The organism is Candidatus Stoquefichus sp. SB1 (genome assembly GCF_001244545.1).
GTDB lineage: Bacteria > Bacillota_I > Bacilli_A > Erysipelotrichales > Coprobacillaceae > Stoquefichus.
In genome coordinates, this window is record NZ_LN852694.1 from 594743 (window position 1) to 618120 (window position 23378).

Sequence of the window (23378 nt, forward strand, 5' to 3'; positions counted from 1 at the left end):
GAATTTTTGAAGAAGGTATTGGTATTAGCTAATTTTGATGATTTTTATAATACTCGTAAAGAAGTTATAGAAGAATTAATAAAAGAATATGAAGTAAATATTTGCTATCCATATGGTCCTAATGTTGATAAATTTAAGAGAATGGGATGTAAATATACAGATATTCAAATTGATAGAAGAGGAACAAATATTTTAAACGATATAAAATTATTAAGAAATTATAAAAGAATTTTATTGAATTATAAACCAGATATTGTATTGACATATAGTATTAAACCTAATGTATATGGTGGATATTGTTGTGCTAAGTATGGGATTCCATATCTTGCAAATATTACAGGATTAGGAACAGCGTTAGAAAATCCAGGATTACTTCAAAAATTAGCAATTATAATGCATAAGCTAGGGTTAAGAAAAGCAAATACGATTTTTGTACAAAATGAAGAAAATAGAGATTTTTTTATGGAAAAAAATATTTATTCTAACAAATTATGTTTAATACCTGGATCGGGAGTTAATACTGCTGAATTTAATTATTTAGAATATCCAACTGGTAATGAAAAACATTTTTTATATATAGCAAGAGTAATGAAAGAAAAAGGAATCGATCAATATTTAGAAGCTGCTAAATTTATAAAAAAAAGATATCCAAACACTTTTTTTCATATTTTAGGATTCTGTGAGGAGGATTATAAATCTAAACTTAAATTATTAGAAGATGAAGGGATTATTCAATATCATGGATTAGTGAATGATGTAAGGAAGTTTCATAAAATCAGTTGTTGTACTATTCATCCATCTTATTATCCAGAAGGAATGTCTAATGTACTATTAGAAGCGGCATCTTGTGGAAGGCCTGTTATAACAACAAATAGAAGTGGCTGTAAAGAAATTGTTGAAGATAATGTAACAGGATTTATTTTTAAAAAAATGGATTCAAATGATTTAATTAATAAAATTCAGTTTTTTTTATCTAAGACTTATTTTCAGCAAAAGGAAATGGGTGTACTAGCTAGAAAGTATGTAGTAGATAATTTTGAAAGAAAAAAAGTAATTAAAATTTACATGGATATGATTAGGGAAAATATATTATGAAATCAGAAAATTATATTTTGATAACTGTGTTAGATAGCATATCAGAGACTAGCATGCCTCTAAATGAATTTGTCATTTATAGGCAAGAACATTATCAATCATCAAAACAAATTATTATTATATGTGATAAAGAAGGAGAGAGTACAGTACAAATACCTAGTAATATTGAATGTATATATGTAAATAGAAATACTAAATATATGAATAAAGTTATGAATGATATTTTAGCTCAATATCAATATAATATTATTGTTCATCTGCATCAATTAAGATCTGCTATCCTTTTTTATAAAGCAACATTTAGGATAAGGAGAAAGTTAAAAATAGTTTTTACAGTACACAGCACATTCCAAATGAGGAGCATAAAATATAAGTTATCTAGTATGTTATGTGCATTGTTATCAAATGTAACAATTTGTGTGAGTAATTCTTCATATTATTATTATTCTAATATTATAAAAAAAATCAAGAAAGAAAAAATATATGTTATTCAAAATGGAGTTGATACAGAAAGAATTGATAATATAGTTTTGAATTTAGGAGAAAAACAAGCAAATGAAATACCTTTAATTGTTAATGTTGGTAGAATTATACCGCTAAAAAATCAACAATTATTAGTGAAAATATTTCCTAAATTAAATAAATGTAAAGTAGTACTTGTTGGTTCAGAGAATGATAATTATCAAGTACAAAAAATGATTTTAGATCTAGGATTACAAGATAAAATTATTATAACTGGATTGATACCAAGAAAAGATGTTTTTTTATTATTGAAGCAGGCTGATCTATTTATTTCTACTTCTAAAATTGAAGGATTGCCAATAAGTGTATTAGAGGCAATGTATGTAGGATTACCAGTTATTTTATCGGATATTTTACCACATCAAGAAATATTTAATGGTCAAGACAATAATGATCTCCTACCTTTAAATGATGAAATTTTATGGATAAATAAAATAAATATGTATTTATCATTAACTAAACAAGAAATGTTAAAAAGAGGTCAGCAAAATAAACAAATAGCGCTAAAATATTTTTCACTTAAAGTCATGCATGAAGAATATAATAAATTATATTTAAAATTAATTAAAAAATGATGGAGGATCTATGCTAGAATCAATTAAGAAAATGTTAAATAATTTTGAAAAATATGATATACAATATTGTCATTGGAAAAGTAATGAACATATTGATGAAGCTTTAGAAGGAGATACAGATTTAGATATATTATTTTCATCAAATCAGCGAATATTACTCGAAAAGGTATTGGCAGAATCAGGATTAAAAAGATTTAGAGCAACACCACTTATGCAGTATAATTCTATAGAGGATTATATAGGATTAGATTATAAAACAGGAAAAATCTGGCATTTACATTTGCATTATCGATTGAGTTTAGGTGAAAAACATCTCAAAGGTTATACATTTCCCTGGGACAAAGATATTCTTGAAAGAAAAGAACTGTATGATAATAAAATATATTGCTCAAATCCATCAGATGAATTCTTACTTCTTTTAATAAGAATTTCACTAAAATTGCGTTGGAGAGATTTTAATAGAAAGATATGTAGTGATGATATATGTGAAATAAAATGGCTAAGAGAAAAAACATCCAATAAAGATGTTATAAATAAATCAAAATTATATCTTGATGAGAAGACTGTTAGAGAGATAAAAAAAATTTTAGTTACAGATATAAAACGATATAGACAATTTTTCAAATTACAAAAATCTTTGAGAAAAAATTTAAAAAATTTCACAGGATATACAAGAAAGTCTTCTTATTTTACAAGAAGTAAAAGAGAAATATTTTGGTTTTATGGTGGGATTCAAAGACGTTTAGGGTTGAATTCAGTCACTCCAACTAGAAGAATATCTCCAAAAGGAGGTGTGGTAGTTGTATTGTTAGGATGCGATGGTGCTGGTAAATCTACAACATTAAAAAATATAAAAAAGGAATTTAGTAAAAAAATAGATGTATATTGTGAGTATTTAGGTAGTGGTGATGGAAGAAGCATGTTGATAAGGAAGCCAATGAAATTAATAGCTAAAAAGATAGGGGGAAAAGGAGTAGGTACTTCTATAGACGATCAAACAAATGGAAAGCGTAAAAAAATTTTAAAACGAAATCTTTATCATTTATCGAGAATAATTTGGGCAATAACACTTGCATATGAGAAGAAAAAGAAATATAGGAAGATTAATAAAGCTAGAAATAATGGAATGTTAGTTCTAGTTGATAGATACCCTCAAACAGAATTTTCAAATTTTAGTGATGGACCTTTACTGAGCAGATATTTAAAAAAAGAAGGTATTATGAAAAAAATTGCCTTATGGGAATTAACTATCTATCAAGAATTTTACAAGAATCCACCTGAATTATTAGTGAAATTGGTAGTTCCTGTTGAATTAGCAATACAAAGAAAACCAGAAATGACAAGAAAAGAAATTGAAAATAAAACTAATGCTATAAAACAGATGAATTTTAATACGAATGAAATAATAATAGATACTTCAAAAGAAATGTTAGAAACAAAAAAAGAAGTGATGTCATGTATATGGGATTATATCTAGGAATAAAACAAGGAAATTAGAAGAATGATCAATAGAAAAACAAATGTAAAAGTTATAGAATTATTTGGCTTCCCTGGTAGTGGGAAAAGTACTATTTCTAATAAATTAGTGGAAAATTTAAAAGCTAATAATATTATAGTAGTTGCACCAAAAAGAACAATAGACAAAGAACTTAATAGTTTTAATAGATATTTTATTAAAATTATATTTTCATTAAAAGCACTTTTGATTTTTAATATACAACTTAGATTTTTAATATATAAAATAATAAAAATGAATAACGGTATCACATTATTTAAACAGTTAATAAATGTATTATATACATTATCATTTTATAATCAAAAGGATTTAATTGTTTTAGATGAAGGTATTATCCAAGCGCTTGTTTCAGCTTCGTATTGTCAACCAGATTCTGATGTAATTGAATTATTAAATTGTCTTCCTCAGTTGGTAAAAGAACAATCTATATTTATATATGTTGAAATAGATAAAGATATATGTATTCAAAGAATACAAAATAGAGAAGATGGTAAATCTAGATTGGATAAAATTAATGATCCAATTAAAATTAAAGAGCAATTAGAGCACATTGACCAGCAATTTAAAAAAATTCAAAAAAATATTGAATATTGTAGTATTGATAATTCATTTCAGTTAGCAGAGAATGAAATAAAAATATTATTAGAATTTTGTATAAGTAAATTATAGAGGAGGTTGAGAATGGAGTTAGTATTCAATAAAAAATATATCTATTTGTTATTTTTGTATTATTTAATAATAACACTAATATCAATTGTGTTATTAATTTTTTTTAAAACTGTAAATATATTGTTAGTTAGTATATCATTCTATGTGTTTGGTAGTTTTATTTTTCTTGATTATGTACAAAATAAGAAAATAATTACTATAGGTATTTTATTCAATGTATTTGGATTACTATATACAAATTATTATTTATTGGAAAATCTTCAAAATGTTTATATAATCACAGATTCAATTATTAAAGCATTTTTACTTTCGAACCTATCTATGTTATTTTTTAATATTGGTTATTTTTTAATTCCATATAAAAAATCATATATCAAAATTTCTTCTGTCAATGAAAAAAGGATATTATATGGTCTAGTAATGATGTTTTTGGTTGCTTTATTTATTGAATATTATGTTATTTTTATTAAAATAGGATTATTTGTTTTTTTTCATGCTAATAGAAGCCAACAATCTTTATTAATTGGGAATTACAGTTCACTAACTTTTTATAAAAGTTTTTTTTCTATTGTCCAAATGTGTTCACTTTATTTTTATATTAATAATAAGAATAAAAAATTTTTATATTTATTTATTATAAGTTTGATGATTAATATTTTTAATTGTTATGTATCTGTTTCAAGAGCTGAAATTTTTTCTTTTATTTTACCTACTATATATATCCTTTATTATTTTAAATTAATAAAAACTAAACAAGTTATTATTTCAGCCATTTGTGTTTTTGTATTGTTTGGTGCATGGAAAAGTTTAGTATGGAATCTCAAAGAAAATAAAAATATAAGCAAGGAAAATATAAATGTATCTTTTGATAGTGAATTTAATACATGGTACAGTATATCAGATAATATTTTATTATCTGATTATTCTTACTTATATGGAAAATCATATATTGATACAGTATATAATTTGATTGTTCCTATAACTCATACTGAACCACTTTCTAGGTGGTATTTAAAGATTTATGAACCTAATATATATTCTAGAGGAGGAGGAAGGGGATTTTCAGGTGTTATAGAAGCATACCTAAATTTTGGAGTTTTTGGAAATATATTTATTTACACATTATATGGTATTTTATTTAAAAAATTATCTAATATTGATTCAGAATTGAAACTAATAATTTTTCTTATTTTATTAGGTTCAATTTATCAACTTTTTAGGTCAGAATCATATTCATTATGGAAAACAATGTATTGGTTTGAAATTTTACCAACATTAATTTTATTTAGGTTTTCAAAAAGGAGAAAGCAATGAATATAAGTAAAATTTTTAAAGGTACTCTTATTGTGTCTTTAATGATATTTTTAGCAAAAATAGTATCATTTATTTCGGAAACAACTTTAGCATATAGTCTAGGAAGTAGTAGTGAAGCAGATATTTATTATACAATTATAGGTATACAGCAAATTATTTATCCTATGATAAGCATAGGGGTTTGGAAAATTTTTTTACCTGAATATAAAAAGAAACTTGTTTTGAAAAAAGAAAATGATGCTAATCAATATTCAGATAAAATTATTACTTTATTTATAATAATTTCTATTGTTTTTGTTATACTTTTAATTGTGTTTAGTAAATATGTTACTATATTTGTGGTTCCGGGTTTTGATAAAGTCAGTCAAAGTAAGGTTACAACTTTTCTTAGATTTACTTCACCAATGTATTTATTTTTATGCGTTTCTACAATTTATGGAGCAATGTTGCAATCAAGAAATAAATTTTTTGGAAGTCAAATAAGAGAAATTGTTGTACAAATTCCAACCATAATTGCTTCAATTTTTCTTTATAGAAAGTATGGTTTATATGTTTTAGGTTTATCTTTGATTGTGGGTTCTTTTTTAAGGTTTATTATTGAATTGCCTTTTGTGAATTGGAATTATAAATTTAAACCAAATATTAAATTTAAAGATAAGGATATCTTTATTTTTTTTAAAAGACTTCCTTCAGCATTATTAACAGCTAGTTTTACACAAATACATTCTTTAATTGATAAAATAGTTGCCTCAGGATTATCAGCTGGTTCAATTGCGTGTTTAAATTATGGTGTTAAAGTAAGTACTTTAATTTCTGGTTTATTTTCACAAGCCATTAATACAGCTGTTTATCCAACAATAGCTGGATTGATTGCTGAACAAAATTATAAAAATTTATCTAGCTTAATAAATATAGTTATAAATATTATCTGTTTTTTTATAATACCTGTTTCATTTGGATGTATTGTTTTTAATTATGAAATAGTTAATGTTCTTTTTGCTAGAGGTGCTTTTCAAGGTAAAGCTATATACACAACTGGATTAATATTGGCGGGATATTCAATAGGTTTGATTTTTACTGCATTAATAACCACTATAAATGATATATTATATTGTCATGGAAAAGCAAATATTACTATGAAAATTAGTATGTTCTCTTGTATTATGACTTTATTATTGGATTTAATTGTTGTAAATTTTTTGGGGGTATTTGGTCTAGCATTAGCTACATCTATTTCAAGTATGATAACTTTTTTTATTGCGTTAAAATTTTTAAATGTATGTTTAAAAATTAAACTTATCCATTTTGATAAAGAAATTATTAAAATTAGTTTTGCTTCTCTTTTTTCTGTTTTACTATCAAGAATATTGTTCTATTATATGTCTTCATGGAATAGTATAGTTAGTTTGTGTATATCAATTATTATAGCATTTATCCTATATTTATTTTTAATGATTATAATGAAATCTAATTTAATAAAAACTTTTATTTGCTTTTTGAGGGGAGAGAACAATGATTTTATTCAATTTAATAAAAAATGATTGGAAATTAAATTCAACCATTTCATCAATTATTTTACTGTTTTATCGAATTAAACATTCATTATATATGAACAAACATAATATCTTACTAAAAATTGTAATAATTATTGAATATATAATAATGATATTTTTAAATGTTGACGTACAGATTTCCTACAAAGCGGAATTAGGCAAAAATATAAGATTATTGCATAAAGGAACAGGTGTTGTTATTTCATCTAAGGCAAAAATTGGAGATAATTGCACTATTTTACATCAGGTTACAATAGGTATAAATGAAGCTAAAAAGAATCAAAATATTACTATTGGTAATAATTGTTTTCTAGGAACTGGAGCAAAAATTATCTCATGTAATGTATGTGATTATTGTAAAATAGGTGCAAATGCAGTTGTTATAAAAGATATATTGAATCCATCCATTGTTTATTGTTTAAATGAAGTTAAACAGATTGAAATTAATTCGATTAACAATTAAAGAAAATAATCATATTCATTAATTAATAGTAATGTTAAAAAATCTGATTATTAGAACAGTTTATTACAAAAATGCTTCTTAATTTATCAATAGATATCACAAAACATATAAGTAAAATATTAAATCAACAAATTATTAGATAATTGTTGATAGAAAACATAAGTATAAATAAAATCTATAATATTTTTTCAGATAGAGAAAGTATTAAATTATGAAACAAAAATGATAATAAGAGAAATTAGAAATAATATTGGGAGGGAAATAAATAGATGAAAATAGCAGTTGCAGGAACAGGTTATGTAGGGTTAAGCATCGCTACATTGCTCTCACAGCATCATTCAGTGATGGCTGTGGATATTATAGAAGAAAAAGTCAATATGATTAACAGTAAAAAGTCTCCAATTCATGATAAGGAAATTGAAGACTTTTTAAGTACAAAAAAATTAGATCTGGTGGCTACATTAGATGCAAAGAGAGCATATGAAGATGCTGAGTTTGTAGTCATTGCAGCTCCTACTAACTATGACTCAAAGAAGAATTTCTTTGATACCAGTGCAGTGGAGAATGTCATTGAAACAGTAATGGAAGTCAATTCAAGTGCCATTATGGTCATCAAGAGCACAATACCAGTAGGATATACTGAAAGTGTCAGAAAGAAATACAATACAGATAGAATCATCTTCAGTCCTGAGTTTCTGAGAGAATCAAAGGCACTGTATGATAACCTCTATCCATCAAGAATCATTGTAGGAACGGATATGAACAAAGAGTATCTTGTAGAAAGAGCCAATGCCTTTGCATCACTTCTTCAGGAAGGAGCAGTCAAAGAGAATGTAGATACACTGATTATGGGATTCACTGAAGCAGAGGCAGTGAAGCTGTTTGCTAATACATATCTGGCATTAAGAGTCTCATACTTCAATGAGCTTGATACCTATGCAGAGATGAAAGGACTGAATACTCAGGAAATCATCAACGGAGTATGTCTTGACCCAAGAATAGGGAGTCATTACAACAATCCATCATTCGGATATGGAGGATACTGTCTGCCAAAGGATACAAAGCAGCTGCTGGCGAATTATGATGATGTGCCACAGAATCTGATAGAGGCAATAGTGGAATCAAACAGAACAAGAAAGGACTTCATTGCAGAAAGAGTGCTGGAGACTGCTGGATATTATACAGCGTCAAGCCAGTATGAAGAGGACAGAGAGAAGCATGTCGTCATAGGAGTGTATAGACTGACAATGAAATCAAATTCAGATAACTTCAGACAGTCATCAATACAGGGAGTGATGAAACGTATCAAGGCGAAGGGAGCAGAAGTGATCATCTATGAGCCAACGCTGGAGAATGGAACAACCTTCTTTGGAAGCAGGATTGTCAATGATTTAGATAAGTTCAAAGAATTGTCTAATAGTATACTTGCTAATCGTTATGATGATTGTTTGGATGATGTAGAATATAAGGTTTATACAAGAGATCTGTTTAGAAGGGATTAAGGGGTATGTTGGATAAGAATATTAATTTAGAAGGTAAGACTGTATTTATTACAGGAGTTGCTGGGTTTATAGGAAGCAATCTTGTATTAGAATTACTGAATAGTATTAATGACATAAATATTGTTGGTATTGATAATATGAATGATTATTATGATGTTTCATTAAAGGAATATAGACTGCAGCAGATCAATGAATGCCTCAGGAAAGTAACTGGGACATTTGTTTTTATTAGGGATTCAATAGCAAACAAAGGTATCATAGATGAAATATTTAATAAATATAAGCCATCAGTGATTGTCAATCTGGCAGCACAGGCAGGAGTGAGATATTCGATAACGAATCCTGATGCATATATAGAAAGCAATATGATAGGTTTCTATAACATACTTGAAGCATGTCGTCATTCATATGATGATGGTAAAGAAGGTGTTCAACATCTTGTCTATGCATCATCATCAAGTGTCTATGGTTCCAATAAAAAGGTACCATATAGTACAGAAGATAAAGTAGATAATCCAGTAAGTTTATATGCAGCCACAAAGAAATCAAATGAACTGATGGCACATGCCTACAGCAAGCTATACAATATTCCATCAACAGGACTGAGATTCTTTACAGTGTATGGACCGGCAGGGAGACCGGATATGGCCTACTTTGGGTTTACAAACAAGCTAAGAAACAATGAGACAATCCAGATCTTCAACTATGGAAACTGTCGAAGAGACTTCACCTATATAGATGATATAGTAGAGGGAGTGAAGAGAGTGATGCAGGTAGCACCAGTGAAAATAAATGGAGAGGATGGACTGCCAATACCACCATATAAGGTATACAATATAGGGAACAGCCATCCAGAGAATCTGCTGGAGTTTGTAGATATCCTGCAGCAGGAGCTGATCAGTGCAGGAGTACTGCCAAAGGAATATGACTTTGAAAGCCATAAGGAACTGGTAGCCATGCAGCCGGGAGATGTACCAGTGACATATGCAGATACCTTACCATTAGAAAAAGACTTTGGATTCAAACCAGATACAAGTCTGAGAGAGGGATTAAGAAACTTTGCCAGATGGTATAAGGAATTTTATAAATAAGATAATGATTCATTTCAAGTACCTTTCGAGGTACTTTTTCTTTATGTTTGACGATTGCTTTATGCAATTATATAATAAAGTTGTAAAATGTTTCCATTATAAAAAGAAATTCCTCCTTTTTTTGCGTATATATAATAGGAGGGTAAATAATGGAAGCAGTTAAATTAGCACTTGATTATAAGGAAGACCTGTTTTTTAAATACTACTGTGGCAGTGAGCATCAGGATGCCTTTATATTCAGAAAGTTTCTGATAGAGAATATCACTCATCTGGATATGACGGATGCAAGAATCAGCAATACCGAACTGACAACCTTATCCAAGACTGACAAGAGAATCATCATGGATACCTTAATCACTAAGGATGGCTATCAGGTAGATATGGAGATGCAGAATACAATATTGAATTCCTTTCTCAGCAAAAGGTTTCAGTATTATGCATGTAAGAGCATTGTGATACAGCTGGCAGATGGAGAAAAGGATTATGGAAAGCTCAAGGAGTTCTATCTGATTATCTTCATCAATGAAGATAATGTTCATCTGATTAATCATGGAACCCTGAGATATGAGGATGGAAAGCAGATGAGAGACTGTGTGATACATATCTACTATGTGAATCTTAAAGCGATAAACAAAATAGCGAGACAAAGGAAACTAAGCGAGTTTGAAGCAGTGATCTATCTTATGGCAAACAATACAGTAGAAAACATTGAATATGAAGAAAAGGAAGGGATGATTCAATATATGGAAAGAAGCTATGAAATGTTTAAGGCAGATGGAGCATTAATTAGAGAGTTGCTGGAAGAAAGAGAAAAGGAGTTCTTTCATGCGATGGAGCTTAATGAAACAAGACAAGAAGGTGAAGAAAAAGGGAAGAGATATGGTATGGTTAATTTACTAAATACGCTTATTAAGATGAAATATGGTGAAGATGCTGAGAAATGGCTAAGTCAATGTAATGAACAAGAATTCATACAGATACTAGCTTTGGTTAATGATAATGTACCTTATGAAAGTTTAATCAAGCTGTATATGAAAGATTAAGAAAAAGGATTATAGCCTATTGTATAAGTAGACTATAATCCTTTTAAAGGTTGTATTGATTTTTAAAGGGATGAAAATAATTGGAATTTGGATTTATTTGTATATTTTCTTTAAATATGATAAAGTATGTATGTTTAGAAAGTGAGGGGTTTGATGAATAAATATATTGATTATTTAAAAAGTTCTATATGGGCAAAAATTACATTAGCTTTGTTAGGTATTATTGTTATATTGGGAATATATTGTTTTGTGCAATTATTTATTTATATACCAACAAATATAATGATTATTGCTATTGTTGTTTTCTTGATTTTAATGGGATTATTATGGTTGAGTCATTTTAAGGTTCCTAAAGTAAGTCTTGTATTAGAAGTGATTGTTTGTGCTTGCTTAATTGTTGGAGTGTTTGCAGTTAATAAAGTGACAACTTTTACTGGGAAGGTAACAGAGACAAATGAAGTAGAAACTGTTCAAATTGTTGCTTTAAAGGATTCTAAAATCACACGTGATGATGCATTTAATAAATTAACAATGGCTTATTTGCAAGAAGATGATACTGCATATACACGTTCATCTGAAATTCTTAAAGAGAATAATAAAACAGTTCAAAAAGAAATTCCATACAAGAGTATGGAAACAGCATATAATGATTTAAAAAATCAAAAAGTTGATTTATTAGTATTAACAAATCTAAGTAAAAGTGATTTATCATCAGTTGATGAAAATTATTCAGATCAGATTAAAGTTATTTTATCTAAAGATTATCCTTTTGATAGTGTCAAAGCAAAAAGTGTTAATATTGCTAAAGAGCCATTTACAATCTATTTCCAAGGTGCTGATTTATCATCAGGAGACAATATTAATTCTGTAGGAAGAGGCGATGTTAATATCTTATTAACAGTGAATCCGAATACAAAACAAGTCAATATGCAAGTTATTCCTAGAGATTTATTTGTTTATATTCCTTGTAAAGATGCAAGCAGTAAATTATCATACAGTGGTTGGTGGGGAGGTATTCAATCCTCAATTGCTAGTATTGAAAAAGCATTAGATGTTGAAATCAACTATTATGCGAAAATTAATTTTACTGGTTTAACTGATTTAGTAGATGCATTAGGTGGTGTAAAGGTTTATAGTCATTATACATATAATGCAGGTGGTTATAACTTTGTGAAAGGATATAATGATGTAGATGGTCCAAAAGCATTAATGTTTGCTAGAGCACGTAAAATGTTACCATTAAATGAAAGATCTCGTGGTTATCAGCAAATGGAATTAATTAAAGGAATCTTTACGAAGTTTGCTCAAGAACCAACATATAATCATGCTATGAGTGTTATTGATTCACTTGAAAATAATTTTACAACAAATCTTCCAAAAGAAGATTTTGTAAAAGCTTATCAAATAGTTTTAGACTTATTACCAAAATTACAAACAATGGAAAATCATTCTATTGAAGGTGAATATAAATGGCATAATGATGAAGTGAATTCTAATTATTTATACTATTTTTACCCTAATGATGGAGAGATAAAAGCTGTTAAAGAAAGAATTGATAATGTTTTAAATGGAAAATAGATTTGAAACTATATAAAATAATGAACTTATAAGACAAAATAAATATACATAGTATGTATCTTTGTTTTGTCTTTTTCTTGGTATTGAATGGGTTGGATAAATATTAAGAAAAAATTAAGAATTCATTTCTTGTGATTTTCTGTTGATAAGTTTATAATGCTATCAAATGGAGGCGATAAAAATGAATCCAAAAATAAAATTTCGTTTAAGAATTATAGCAATACTTACAACTCTTATATGGATGATAGTTATTTTTAGATTTTCAATGGATACAGGAACATCATCACATGAATTAAGTGATATGTGTGTACAAATATTCAATAAAGCAGTTTATCATTTTACTGGTAAAGATTTAACAATTTCTATTACTCCAGAACATTATGCTTTAATAGAACTTTTCTTTCGTAAACTTGCTCATATGAGTATCTACTTTGTATTGAGTATTAATGTTATGGTAGTCTTATTTACATTTAATATAAAAATGTCTTTACGTATGTTTATATCAGCCTTATTCTGTTTCTTATATGCATTAAGTGATGAATTTCATCAAATGTTTGTGGATGGAAGAGGAGCGAGCTTTACTGATTGCTTGATTGATACTTCAGGGGCATTATTAGGAATTATAGTAGCATTAGTCTTATATTGTATTCTCTATACAATAATGACAAAATATCAAAAACATAAAGGATTAATTCAAGGAGCTTATGCAAAATAAGCTCCTTTCATACAAAAATGGCTGTCAAATTGAGCTGGTTTTATATATAATAAAGTTATTGGGAGTAGGTGCTATATGAATCAATATTATAAAACTGGAGAATTTGCTAAAATGGCAAATCTTTCGATTAGAACTATTAGATATTATGATAAGATAGGCTTATTAAAACCATCTTTAATAGCGGATAATGGATATCGTTTGTATACTGATAAAGATTTTATTAAGTTACAAAAAATTCTTTCTTTAAAATATTTGGGATTTTCGTTAGATGATATTTTTTCAATGACTGTTAATGATAGTTATTTAACACTTCAAGAATCTTTAATCTTACAAAAGAAAATGATTGATCAAAAAATAGAACACTTACAAAACATCAAAGAGTCATTAGAACAGACAGAATTATTTATTAATAATTCACAAGCAGTTGACTGGAAAAAAATATTAGAAAACATTCAATTCAATACAATGGAAAAAGATTTGATTGAACAGTATAAGAATTCAGCCAATATTGATATACGCATTAAACTTCATGAAAAATATTCAGTTAATCCAATTCATTGGTTTCAATGGATGTTTTCAGAGTATCGTTTAAAATCAGATATGAAAGTACTAGAAATTGGATGTGGAAATGGAGAATTATGGCAAAGAAATAGATATCAAATTCCTTCTATTAATCTTATCTTATCTGATGTTTCACAAGGGATGTTAGATGATGCAAAAAATAATTTAAAAGGATTGGAAAATATTGATTATCAATGTTTTGATTGCCATCATATACCTTATGAAGATAACACTTTTGATATAGTTATAGCCAACCATGTTTTATTTTATGTGCAAGATATTCATATTGTTATTCGGGAAGTTTATCGGGTGTTAAAAACAGGGGGAATCTTCTATTGCAGTACATATGGAAGTAGGCATATGAAAGAGATCACTGATTTAGTTAAAGAGTATAATCCTAAGATTACATTATCTAATATTAAACTCTATGATGTATTTGGTTTAGAAAATGGTGCAGATATTTTAAAAGAATGTTTCAATCAGATTGAACTTCGTCATCATGATGATTATTTATTAGTAAAAAATCCTGATGATATTATCAATTATATATTGTCATGTCATGGAAATCAGAGTGAGTATATTTTAAAAGATTATCATTCTTTTAAAAATTACATGGATCGAAAAGTTCAAAAGGAAATGAAAATTACTAAAGATGCTGGAATGTTTATTTGTCAAAAATAAACATTCTTTTTATATTTGCTGTTATGATTTATAGATAGTCTGTGGATTATTTTTTTTAACGACAAATGTATGTATTAATGATATAATAATAAAAAAATATATATGGTGATTGATGAAATGTTAGAGTTATTAATGAATTTAGTAATTATATTTGAAAATTATTTTTTGAGTGGAATTTTTCAATATTTTTGTTTTCATAAAGTGAATCGAAAGTCACTTTTTATTTTGACAATTATTCTTACATTAGAAGTATGTATTTTAACATATTTTCAAATAAATCAAATAATACAGATGTCTTTTCTGATGATTACATTATTTGTATACGCATCATGCATTAATAAATCAAGTGTAAGACACAATGTGATATGTGTAGGCATGAATTTTTTGAATCTAATATTGAGTAAATGTTTTATAATGATGATTGCATCATTCTTTTTTCGTATAAACTTAAATAGTGCAGTAGAAAATTATAAGGTTCTTTTTTTTATGGCTTGTCTTAGTATACTTTTTTTGAGTATGGAATATTTTGGATTGGTATATTTTATGAAAATAAGAATGACATTATCTAAAAAATCTATTTTCATATTAGTAGCTTATCTAACATTGGTGTTTAGTACAATTTGTTATGTTTTTTATGAATTTATATATCATTACTTATCTTGGGAAATGTGCTGTTATTTAACAATAGCCTCTATTGTTATACTTTATTTAGCAGGATATTTGACAAATTCTCATTCTAAGTATTATGAAAAAATGATAGAACAGTCATTAAAATTAGAAGCAGAAGAATATAACATAAAATACATGGATTTAATCCATGAAAAAACAAAAGAGTACAACAAACTCCAACATGATTATAAGCATCACTTGAATGTATTAAGAAATATGGTGAAAGATAATTATTTTCAAGAAGCACAAACATATATTGATGATTTAGAAAAACAGAAAACATGTGATTTGATTTATGTAGATCATTCAATATTAAATTATTTATTAAATGATAAAAAAGTATATGCAAAAAGTCTAGGAATTGAAATAGAATGTTTGATTGTAGGAAAAATTGTTAATTTTATCAGTGATATAGATTATAGTATTTTATTAGGAAATTTATTAGATAATGCTATTGAGGAAACAAAATTGATAGGTAGTAAAATAATTGAATTATCTATTGAGTTTCATGAGGAACGTGTTATTTTTGAAGTTAAAAATCAGACACATTTAAAAAATAGTGAAAAAGAATTGAAAACGCATAAAAAAGATCATCATAAACATGGATTTGGATTAAAAAATATTGCTGATGTTGTCCATAAATATCGAGGACAGGATATTATTGAAATTAAAGATGGCTATTTTACGCATATGTGCATCTTTTATAGAATTGATTAACATGGAGCAATATTATGAGATGTTTAAGATTTATATGTATAGAAGATGATACAAGATTTGCAGAGATATTAAAAACAAAGGATTTTAAAATACCTATAATTCTTATATCAAATTATGATGATTATATATTTCAAACTGTTCATTTACAAATTTTTGATTTTATAATAAAATCTCGATTGAATGAAGAGATTATAGAAACACTTGATCATTTACAAGACTATTTAGAATATAAATCACAATCTATTTTTATTGAATATAATGGAAGTGCTTATCATATTTCTATAAATGATATTTTGTATATAGAAACATTAAGCCATCATACAATTATTCATTGTAAATAAGGAATGAATTATGAGATTTGGAGAAGTTATAATACAGTATTTAAAGAATCGTATACTTCTCTTATGAGAACACATAAATCATATGTTATTAATATGAACTATTGTTATAGAGTTGATAAAAACTTAGCTTATATAAAAGACACAAATTTTAAAATTCCAGTTAGTCAAAGAAATTATAAAAATGTTAGTAAAAAGTTTAGAGAAATAAATAGTATTCTTAAATGAAGGTTTAAATGCTTTCAATAGTGGTTGAATTGAAGAATGAATTTTTATATGTAGAGAGATATTTCGCTCTACTTTTTAAATTGATGATATTATTTTAGTGACTTGAATTTTTACTTGATTAAAAAATCAATATTATTTTAATTATAGTTTTATTGTGTTTGGGTAGAAAAATATATATAATATGGGTAGATAACAAGGGATATGATGTGGGAGGTATAATATATGTTAAAAAAAATAGTGATAATTGTAGCAATGATTGTTTCATTAATAACAATGAATTCAGTAAATGTTGAAGCAAAATCAACAAATCGTAATTCACAGGAGTTTGCTAATGTGGTTTTATTTGCACAATTTGTAGATGATAAAGATGATTTTTTTGCTAATACAGATAATAGAAAAACAATTATGGATATTTATAATGGGACAAATGGAAGATCATTTACAAATTATATAAAAACAATTTCATATAATCAATTTCAAGTTAAAAATATTTTTCCACAAGATAATGGAACAACAATAGATGCTTATCAATTATCAATGAGTGAAAATGATATTATGAATAAGGATTTAGATTCAGTCATTATAGATGAAATTATTAAAAATACACCCTCTATTTCAAATCAAGTTATAGATTATGATAATGATGGATATATTGATAATTTAACTATTGTTTTACGTGGTCGAGATAGTGAAGGGACACTTTCTCCTCATAGTACAACATATGCGGGTCTTTTAACATGGACGAATAAAAAAGTTTCTCATTATAATATGTTGAATACAAGTAGACTAATGGAAAGTGGTAATGAGCGTTCTGGATTAGTTGCTCATGAGTTTTTACATACTTTGGGTTATCCTGATCTTTATACAAACAATGGCGTTAATCATCCAGTTGGATCATGGGATATTATGGCTTCTGTTTCTCAATATGTAAGTTATCCTCTAGCCTATGAAAGAATGCATTTTTCTCAATGGTTATCAATTGATACAATTACAAAAAGTCAAAAATTAACATTAGATACGCAAGATAATAAAGATGGGAATCAAGCTTATATATTAAAATCTCCACTTAATGATAATGAATTGTTTGTGATTGAGTTGAGAAAGAAAACAGATTCTATTAGTAATGATACTATTGATTCTAAAGTAGGAGAATCAGGTATTATTGTTTATCGAGTAGATACAACAGTTACTGGCTTAAGTAATAAATATGGGAAAACAGGAATTTATGTTTTTAGACCTCAAGAAGGACAAAATGGATATACTCAAAAAGAAAGTGTGTGTGTTTTAAATGCTTCACTTTCTCAGGAGTCACAAAGGACTTCTATAGGTCAGGCAGATTTAAGTAAGACTTTATCTGATGGTGCTTTAACTTTTTCAGATGGATCCAATTCTGGTATTGTGATTAGTGAAGTATCAAGTTTTCAAGGAAATCAAATGTCTTGTCAGGTTTCTATTCCTGAAAATTCTTTGTTTGATACGTGGAACAATACACAATTTAATGACAGTGGAAGTATTTATAATGAAAAAAATTGTGCAATGACTTCAAATAATAATATGCAATATTTGATGACATATACAGATAATCAGTATTCATCATATCAATATAATGGAAATGAATGGAAAAAATTTGGAGATACATTTAAAGTTCAAAGTAGTTCAGATGTTCAATTATTTATGAGTGGGAATGATGTTTATTTTGCGTATACGCTTCATACAAGTGCATCAACTCAACTAATTGTAAGAAAATATGATCAGACATCAGATGCGTGGGATATCATAACAACTATTAATGGCACTGATGGTTCTTTTCAATGTTCAAGTATAAATGGAAAGATTTATATTGCTTATACTACATCAGGGAAAGCTAATTTAGGAATACTTGAGGCTAAACAGTTTAAAGTGTTGGGGACATATTTTAATGGATTTGGAGGACAACCTGAAGTCTGTGAAATGAATAATCAAATATATGTATCAATAAGAAATGCATCAGGTAATATTATTGAAATTTATCATTATAATAATGATAGTTCTTTCACAAATATATCTAATTCATTATTATCTTCAAATACATATGATATGCTTTCATTGGGAGATAAACTTTATGTTTCTTTAGGTGATTCACAGACCAGAATGGCTATCTATGATGGGACAAGATGGAAAATTGGTAAAGCTTCATCAATCAATAGCTTTTCTCCAAAATTAGCATTAGCACAAGGCCATCTTTATGTTCTTGTTACTCCAAATACAGATAATGGAAAAACGGAAGTTTTTCAATATGATTATGATAATGATTCATATATAAAAGAAGGAATAGATGTAGATAATGCAAGTAGTAGTTTGAATTTATCTTCTTCAGATAATTATTTATATTTGGCATATGTTGAATCATCACAAAAGCAAATTAGAGTAAAATCAAAGAAGATTAGTAATGAATTGTTATCATTAACAATTACTCCTCCAACTAAGATCAGTTATATACAAGGAGAAAATGTAAGTACAAATGGATTAAAAGTCACAGCTAATTATGTTAAAAATTCTAAAGTATTAACAAGTGATGATTATCAAATTACAGGTTTTGATACATCAACAATTGGTTCAAGAACTGCAACAATTAGTTTTGGTGGAAAAACAAATAATTTTAACTACACAGTAAGTGCTAAATCTTTAAATATAACTTCTCTTACGATAACAAAACAACCAACAAAGTTAACATATTATGTTGGCGATACAATCAATTTATCAGGCTTAGAAGTGACTGCTAATTATGATAATGGAACTAAGAAAGTTCTTAATTCTAATGAATATAAGGTTACAGGATTAGATACTTCGACCACTGGTACAAAGATAGCAACCATTACGTATAATCAAAAGTCTGTTACATTTAGTTATACTGTCAAGGCAGTGACACTGTCCTCACTTACAGTAACGAAACAACCTACAAAGTTAACATATTATGTTGGTGATACAATCAATTTATCAGGGTTAGAAGTGACTGCTAATTATGATAATGGAACTAAGAAAGTTCTTACATCCAATGAATATAAGGTTACAGGATTAGATACTTCGACCTCTGGCACAAAAACAGCAACCATTACATATAATCAAAAGACTGTTACGTTTAATTATGGTGTGAGTGTTAAACCAAATGAACCACCAGTGATCAGTGATGTCAAGGTGACAAAGAGTGCAGGAAAGTATACAGTCACAGCGAAAGTGACAGATGACTATGGACTTGATAGAGTTCTGTTTCCAACGTGGACAAAGAATAATGGACAGGATGATCTAATCTGGCATAAGGGAACAGTCAGTGGAAACATAGCAACATGCACAATAGATATGAAGGACCATAAATATGAAACGGGAGAATATATTACACATATCTATGCATATGATAAAGCAGGTAAAGAGACAGCAATCAATTTTGGAAATGTGGTTGTAGAGAATGCAGCACCAGTGATCAGTGATGTCAAGGTGACAAAGAGTGCAGGAAAGTATACAGTCACAGCGAAAGTCACAGACGACTATGGACTTGATAGAGTTCTGTTTCCAACGTGGACAAAGAATAATGGACAGGATGATCTAATCTGGCATAAGGGAACAGTCAGTGGAAACATAGCAACATGTACAATAGATATGAAGGACCATAAATATGAAACGGGAGAATATATTACACATATCTATGCATATGATAAAGCAGGTAAAGAGACAGCAATCAATTTTGGAAATGTGGTTGTAGAGAATGCAGCACCAGTGATCAGTGATGTCAAGGTGACAAAGAGTGCAGGAAAGTATACAGTCACAGCGAAAGTCACAGACGACTATGGACTTGATAGAGTTCTGTTTCCAACGTGGACAAAGAATAATGGACAGGATGATCTAATCTGGCATAAGGGAACAGTCAGTGGAAACATAGCAACATGTACAATAGATATGAAGGACCATAAATATGAAACGGGAGAATATATTACACATATCTATGCATATGATAAAGCAGGTAAAGAGACAGCAATCAATTTTGGAAATGTGGTTGTAGAGAATGCAGCACCTGAAATAAGTAGTATAACAATTACAAATGTTACTTCATCGGGGTATACTGTAAATTGTTATGTAACAGATGATTATGGTATGAATGTTGTCAAATTTCCTACTTGGACAGAAAACAATGGACAAGATGATTTAAAATGGGGTGAATCAAAAGTTATCAATGGTGTTGCAAGTTATCGAGTTAATATTAAGGATCATGGATATAATTATGGTAAATATATTACACATATCTATGCATATGATTTAGCTGGAAATTTTACTGCTACGAGCATTTATCAAGTTTTAGAAATGCCAAATTCTGCACCAGGATGGATGCAACAAAATGGACGCAAGTATTTGTTTGATAAAGATGGTAAATTAGTTGAAGGGGGAAAATACTTTGTTATTGATATATCAAAATGGCAAGGGAACATTGATTGGGATACAGTAATGAAGAAAAATTCAATAGATGCTGTTATATTAAGAGTGAGTCATGGTGACGAAACTACAGAGTCTAATGGAAAATGGCAAGATGAAAAGTTTGCTAGGAATATTGCTGCATTAAATCGGTTAGGTGTACCATATGGGATTTATCATTATAATACAGCTAAAAATACATCTCAAGCTGCACACCAAGCAGAATTAGCTCTATCTTTAATTAAATCTGCTGGTGCAAAACCTACATTACCGGTATATGCGGACATTGAAGAAGGTGGCAATGATCGTGACCAAGTTGCTATTGCTAAAGTATATTGTGAAGCATTTAAACGAGCAGGATATACTCCTGGAGTATATGCAAATTTAAATTACTGGAAAAATTATTTAAAATACGATTCATCATTGAATAATTATGCAAAATGGATTGCTAATTATGGATTGAACAACGGATTACCTAGAAGTGATTGGAGACCTGATGATTCTTTCAAAATGTGGCAGTATAGTTCAAAGGGATCAATTTATGGTTATCAAGGAAATGTTGATGTGAATGTAATGTTTGAATAAAAAAATATTGACCATGACGTTACGTCATGGTTTATTCTTTGGATATAGACAATATTTGGAGGATGTTATTATGAAAGGAATTATTTTAGCAGGTGGAAGTGGGACACGTTTATACCCCTTAACACAGGTCACAAGTAAGCAATTGTTACCAATTTATGACAAACCAATGATTTATTATCCATTGAGTATTTTAATGAATGCTGGTATTCAGGATATTTTAATTATTTCTACGCCTGATGATACACCAAGATTTCAAGAATTATTGAAAGATGGACATCAATTTGGAATCAATTTACAATATAAAGTTCAACCATCACCTGATGGATTGGCACAGGCTTTTATTTTAGGTGAAGAGTTTATTGATGGAGATAGTTGTGCTATGATCTTAGGTGATAATATTTTCCATGGACATGGTTTAACAAAGCGTTTAAGAGATGCAGCGAAAAAAGAAAAAGGCGCAACTGTTTTTGGGTATTATGTAGATGATCCTGAAAGATTTGGAGTTGTTGAGTTCAATGAGGAAGGTAAAGCAATTTCAATAGAAGAAAAACCTGAAAAGCCTAAATCAAATTATGCAGTGACAGGACTATATTTTTATGATAATAAAGTGGTAGAGTACGCAAAAAGTATTCAACCAAGTGATAGAGGTGAATTAGAGATTACTGATTTAAATCGTATTTATTTAGAAAATGGTGATTTAGAAGTGACTCTATTAGGACAAGGGTTTACTTGGTTGGATACAGGAACACATGAATCTTTAGTAGATGCAACGAATTTTGTGAAAACAGTTGAAACACATTCTAATCGAAAGATTGCATGTTTAGAGGAAATCGCTTATGATAATAAGTGGATTTCAAAAGATGAACTTTTACAAGCTTGCGAGTTATATAAGAAAAACCAATATGGGAAGTATTTAAAAGATGTTTTAGAAGGGAAGTATATTGATTAATGAAAGTAACTGAAACAAAGATACCAGGTGTATTGATTATTGATATTGATGTCAATGGAGATCATAGAGGATATTTCTGTGAAACATATTCAAAACCAAAATATGAAAAATTAGGTATAACAGTTGATTTTGTTCAAGATAATATGTCATTTAGTGCACAAAAAGGAACATTAAGAGGATTACATTGGCAAAATCCGCCATATGCACAATCTAAACTTGTTTCTTGTACAAAAGGGAAAGTGATTGATGTGGCTGTAGATATCAGAAAAGGAAGCCCAACTTATGGAGAATGGGTTTCAGTAGAATTGAGTGCAGAAAATCACAGACAGTTTTTTATTCCACAAGGCTTTGCTCATGGATTTTTAACTTTAACAGATGATGTAGAGTTTAGATATAAAGTGGATAATGTTTATAATAAAGAATCTGAAGGTGGAATGCGTTATGATGATCCAACAGTTAATGTTGACTGGGGTGGATTGTTAAACGGTATTGAACCTGTTTTAAGTGAAAAAGATATGACAGGACCTACTTTAGAAGAATCAGATAATCAGTTTGTATATGGAGGAGAATAATC

At 28.1% G+C, this 23378-nt stretch carries 19 protein-coding genes; all 19 read left to right on the forward strand.

All coding sequences use genetic code 11. The annotated features are described in order from the left end of the window. Nucleotides 1-6: 6 nt before the first annotated feature. On the forward strand, nucleotides 7-1095 hold the full coding sequence (locus BN1865_RS06690) for a glycosyltransferase family 4 protein (RefSeq protein ID WP_050636469.1): 1089 nt from the start codon (nucleotides 7-9) through the stop codon (nucleotides 1093-1095). Then, nucleotides 1092-2192, forward strand: a complete 1101-nt coding sequence (locus BN1865_RS06695; RefSeq protein ID WP_050636470.1) for a glycosyltransferase family 4 protein — start codon at nucleotides 1092-1094, stop codon at nucleotides 2190-2192. The genes BN1865_RS06690 and BN1865_RS06695 overlap by 4 nt, the downstream gene beginning before the upstream one ends. Nucleotides 2193-2202: 10 nt before the next feature. Next, a complete protein-coding gene (locus tag BN1865_RS06700; RefSeq protein WP_050636471.1) occupies nucleotides 2203-3669 on the forward strand; it encodes a nucleoside/nucleotide kinase family protein in 1467 nt (488 codons plus the stop codon). A gap of 24 nt (nucleotides 3670-3693) precedes the next feature. After that, on the forward strand, nucleotides 3694-4377 hold the full coding sequence (locus BN1865_RS06705; protein WP_050636472.1) for an AAA family ATPase: 684 nt from the start codon (nucleotides 3694-3696) through the stop codon (nucleotides 4375-4377). 12 nt (nucleotides 4378-4389) lie between these two features. Continuing rightward, nucleotides 4390-5691: an O-antigen polymerase gene (locus tag BN1865_RS06710; RefSeq protein WP_050636473.1), complete on the forward strand. Its 1302-nt coding sequence runs from the start codon at nucleotides 4390-4392 to the stop codon at nucleotides 5689-5691. Then, entirely contained in the window at nucleotides 5688-7232 is a 1545-nt protein-coding gene (gene murJ / locus BN1865_RS06715) for a murein biosynthesis integral membrane protein MurJ (RefSeq protein ID WP_050636474.1), read from the forward strand. The genes BN1865_RS06710 and murJ overlap by 4 nt, the downstream gene beginning before the upstream one ends. 187 nt (nucleotides 7233-7419) lie before the next feature. Beyond that, nucleotides 7420-7707, forward strand: coding sequence for an LbetaH domain-containing protein (locus BN1865_RS18580; protein WP_198527247.1), 288 nt, complete (start codon nucleotides 7420-7422; stop codon nucleotides 7705-7707). Nucleotides 7708-7976: 269 nt separating this feature from the next. Further along, on the forward strand, nucleotides 7977-9209 hold the full coding sequence (locus BN1865_RS06725; protein ID WP_050636476.1) for a nucleotide sugar dehydrogenase: 1233 nt from the start codon (nucleotides 7977-7979) through the stop codon (nucleotides 9207-9209). A 5-nt stretch (nucleotides 9210-9214) separates the two neighbouring features. Further along, the gene (locus tag BN1865_RS06730; protein WP_050636477.1) at nucleotides 9215-10300 is read left to right on the forward strand and encodes a GDP-mannose 4,6-dehydratase; all 1086 of its coding nucleotides are present in this window, start codon (nucleotides 9215-9217) and stop codon (nucleotides 10298-10300) included. Between the two features lie 149 nt (nucleotides 10301-10449). Further along, nucleotides 10450-11343, forward strand: a complete 894-nt coding sequence (locus BN1865_RS06735) for an Rpn family recombination-promoting nuclease/putative transposase (RefSeq protein WP_050636478.1) — start codon at nucleotides 10450-10452, stop codon at nucleotides 11341-11343. Nucleotides 11344-11496: 153 nt separating this feature from the next. Next, entirely contained in the window at nucleotides 11497-12921 is a 1425-nt protein-coding gene (locus BN1865_RS06740) for an LCP family glycopolymer transferase (RefSeq protein WP_050636479.1), read from the forward strand. A 181-nt stretch (nucleotides 12922-13102) separates the two neighbouring features. Next, nucleotides 13103-13636, forward strand: a complete 534-nt coding sequence (locus tag BN1865_RS06745) for a VanZ family protein (RefSeq protein WP_050636480.1) — start codon at nucleotides 13103-13105, stop codon at nucleotides 13634-13636. 75 nt (nucleotides 13637-13711) lie between these two features. Continuing rightward, nucleotides 13712-14878 (forward strand): MerR family transcriptional regulator, encoded by a 1167-nt coding sequence (locus BN1865_RS06750; RefSeq protein WP_050636481.1) that lies wholly within the window; start codon nucleotides 13712-13714, stop codon nucleotides 14876-14878. Nucleotides 14879-15421: 543 nt separating this feature from the next. Next, nucleotides 15422-16264, forward strand: coding sequence for a GHKL domain-containing protein (locus BN1865_RS06755; RefSeq protein WP_157844096.1), 843 nt, complete (start codon nucleotides 15422-15424; stop codon nucleotides 16262-16264). A gap of 14 nt (nucleotides 16265-16278) precedes the next feature. Beyond that, complete coding sequence (locus tag BN1865_RS06760; protein ID WP_050636483.1) at nucleotides 16279-16605, forward strand: response regulator; 327 nt, start codon at nucleotides 16279-16281, stop codon at nucleotides 16603-16605. Nucleotides 16606-16608: 3 nt separating this feature from the next. After that, on the forward strand, nucleotides 16609-16830 hold the full coding sequence (locus tag BN1865_RS19070; RefSeq protein WP_082189918.1) for a LytTR family transcriptional regulator DNA-binding domain-containing protein: 222 nt from the start codon (nucleotides 16609-16611) through the stop codon (nucleotides 16828-16830). A gap of 222 nt (nucleotides 16831-17052) precedes the next feature. Continuing rightward, the gene (locus tag BN1865_RS06765) at nucleotides 17053-21855 is read left to right on the forward strand and encodes a GBS Bsp-like repeat-containing protein (protein ID WP_050636484.1); all 4803 of its coding nucleotides are present in this window, start codon (nucleotides 17053-17055) and stop codon (nucleotides 21853-21855) included. A gap of 70 nt (nucleotides 21856-21925) precedes the next feature. Beyond that, complete coding sequence (gene rfbA / locus BN1865_RS06770) at nucleotides 21926-22804, forward strand: glucose-1-phosphate thymidylyltransferase RfbA (protein ID WP_050636485.1); 879 nt, start codon at nucleotides 21926-21928, stop codon at nucleotides 22802-22804. Beyond that, complete coding sequence (gene rfbC, locus BN1865_RS06775; RefSeq protein ID WP_050636486.1) at nucleotides 22804-23376, forward strand: dTDP-4-dehydrorhamnose 3,5-epimerase; 573 nt, start codon at nucleotides 22804-22806, stop codon at nucleotides 23374-23376. The genes rfbA and rfbC overlap by 1 nt, the downstream gene beginning before the upstream one ends. The last annotated feature ends 2 nt before the right edge of the window (nucleotides 23377-23378 follow it).

Coding starts and splice junctions, on each gene's coding strand:
- BN1865_RS06730 (WP_050636477.1), top strand. CDS start 9,215: ATGTTGGATAAGAATATTAATTTAGAAGGTAAGACTGTATTTATTACA.
- BN1865_RS06760 (WP_050636483.1), top strand. CDS start 16,279: ATGAGATGTTTAAGATTTATATGTATAGAAGATGATACAAGATTTGCA.
- murJ (WP_050636474.1), top strand. CDS start 5,688: ATGAATATAAGTAAAATTTTTAAAGGTACTCTTATTGTGTCTTTAATG.
- BN1865_RS19070 (WP_082189918.1), top strand. CDS start 16,609: ATGAATTATGAGATTTGGAGAAGTTATAATACAGTATTTAAAGAATCG.
- rfbA (WP_050636485.1), top strand. CDS start 21,926: ATGAAAGGAATTATTTTAGCAGGTGGAAGTGGGACACGTTTATACCCC.
- BN1865_RS06750 (WP_050636481.1), top strand. CDS start 13,712: ATGAATCAATATTATAAAACTGGAGAATTTGCTAAAATGGCAAATCTT.
- BN1865_RS06765 (WP_050636484.1), top strand. CDS start 17,053: ATGTTAAAAAAAATAGTGATAATTGTAGCAATGATTGTTTCATTAATA.
- BN1865_RS06710 (WP_050636473.1), top strand. CDS start 4,390: ATGGAGTTAGTATTCAATAAAAAATATATCTATTTGTTATTTTTGTAT.
- BN1865_RS06725 (WP_050636476.1), top strand. CDS start 7,977: ATGAAAATAGCAGTTGCAGGAACAGGTTATGTAGGGTTAAGCATCGCT.
- BN1865_RS06740 (WP_050636479.1), top strand. CDS start 11,497: ATGAATAAATATATTGATTATTTAAAAAGTTCTATATGGGCAAAAATT.
- BN1865_RS06755 (WP_157844096.1), top strand. CDS start 15,422: ATGAAAATAAGAATGACATTATCTAAAAAATCTATTTTCATATTAGTA.
- BN1865_RS06695 (WP_050636470.1), top strand. CDS start 1,092: ATGAAATCAGAAAATTATATTTTGATAACTGTGTTAGATAGCATATCA.
- BN1865_RS06705 (WP_050636472.1), top strand. CDS start 3,694: ATGATCAATAGAAAAACAAATGTAAAAGTTATAGAATTATTTGGCTTC.
- BN1865_RS06700 (WP_050636471.1), top strand. CDS start 2,203: ATGCTAGAATCAATTAAGAAAATGTTAAATAATTTTGAAAAATATGAT.
- BN1865_RS06735 (WP_050636478.1), top strand. CDS start 10,450: ATGGAAGCAGTTAAATTAGCACTTGATTATAAGGAAGACCTGTTTTTT.
- rfbC (WP_050636486.1), top strand. CDS start 22,804: ATGAAAGTAACTGAAACAAAGATACCAGGTGTATTGATTATTGATATT.
- BN1865_RS06745 (WP_050636480.1), top strand. CDS start 13,103: ATGAATCCAAAAATAAAATTTCGTTTAAGAATTATAGCAATACTTACA.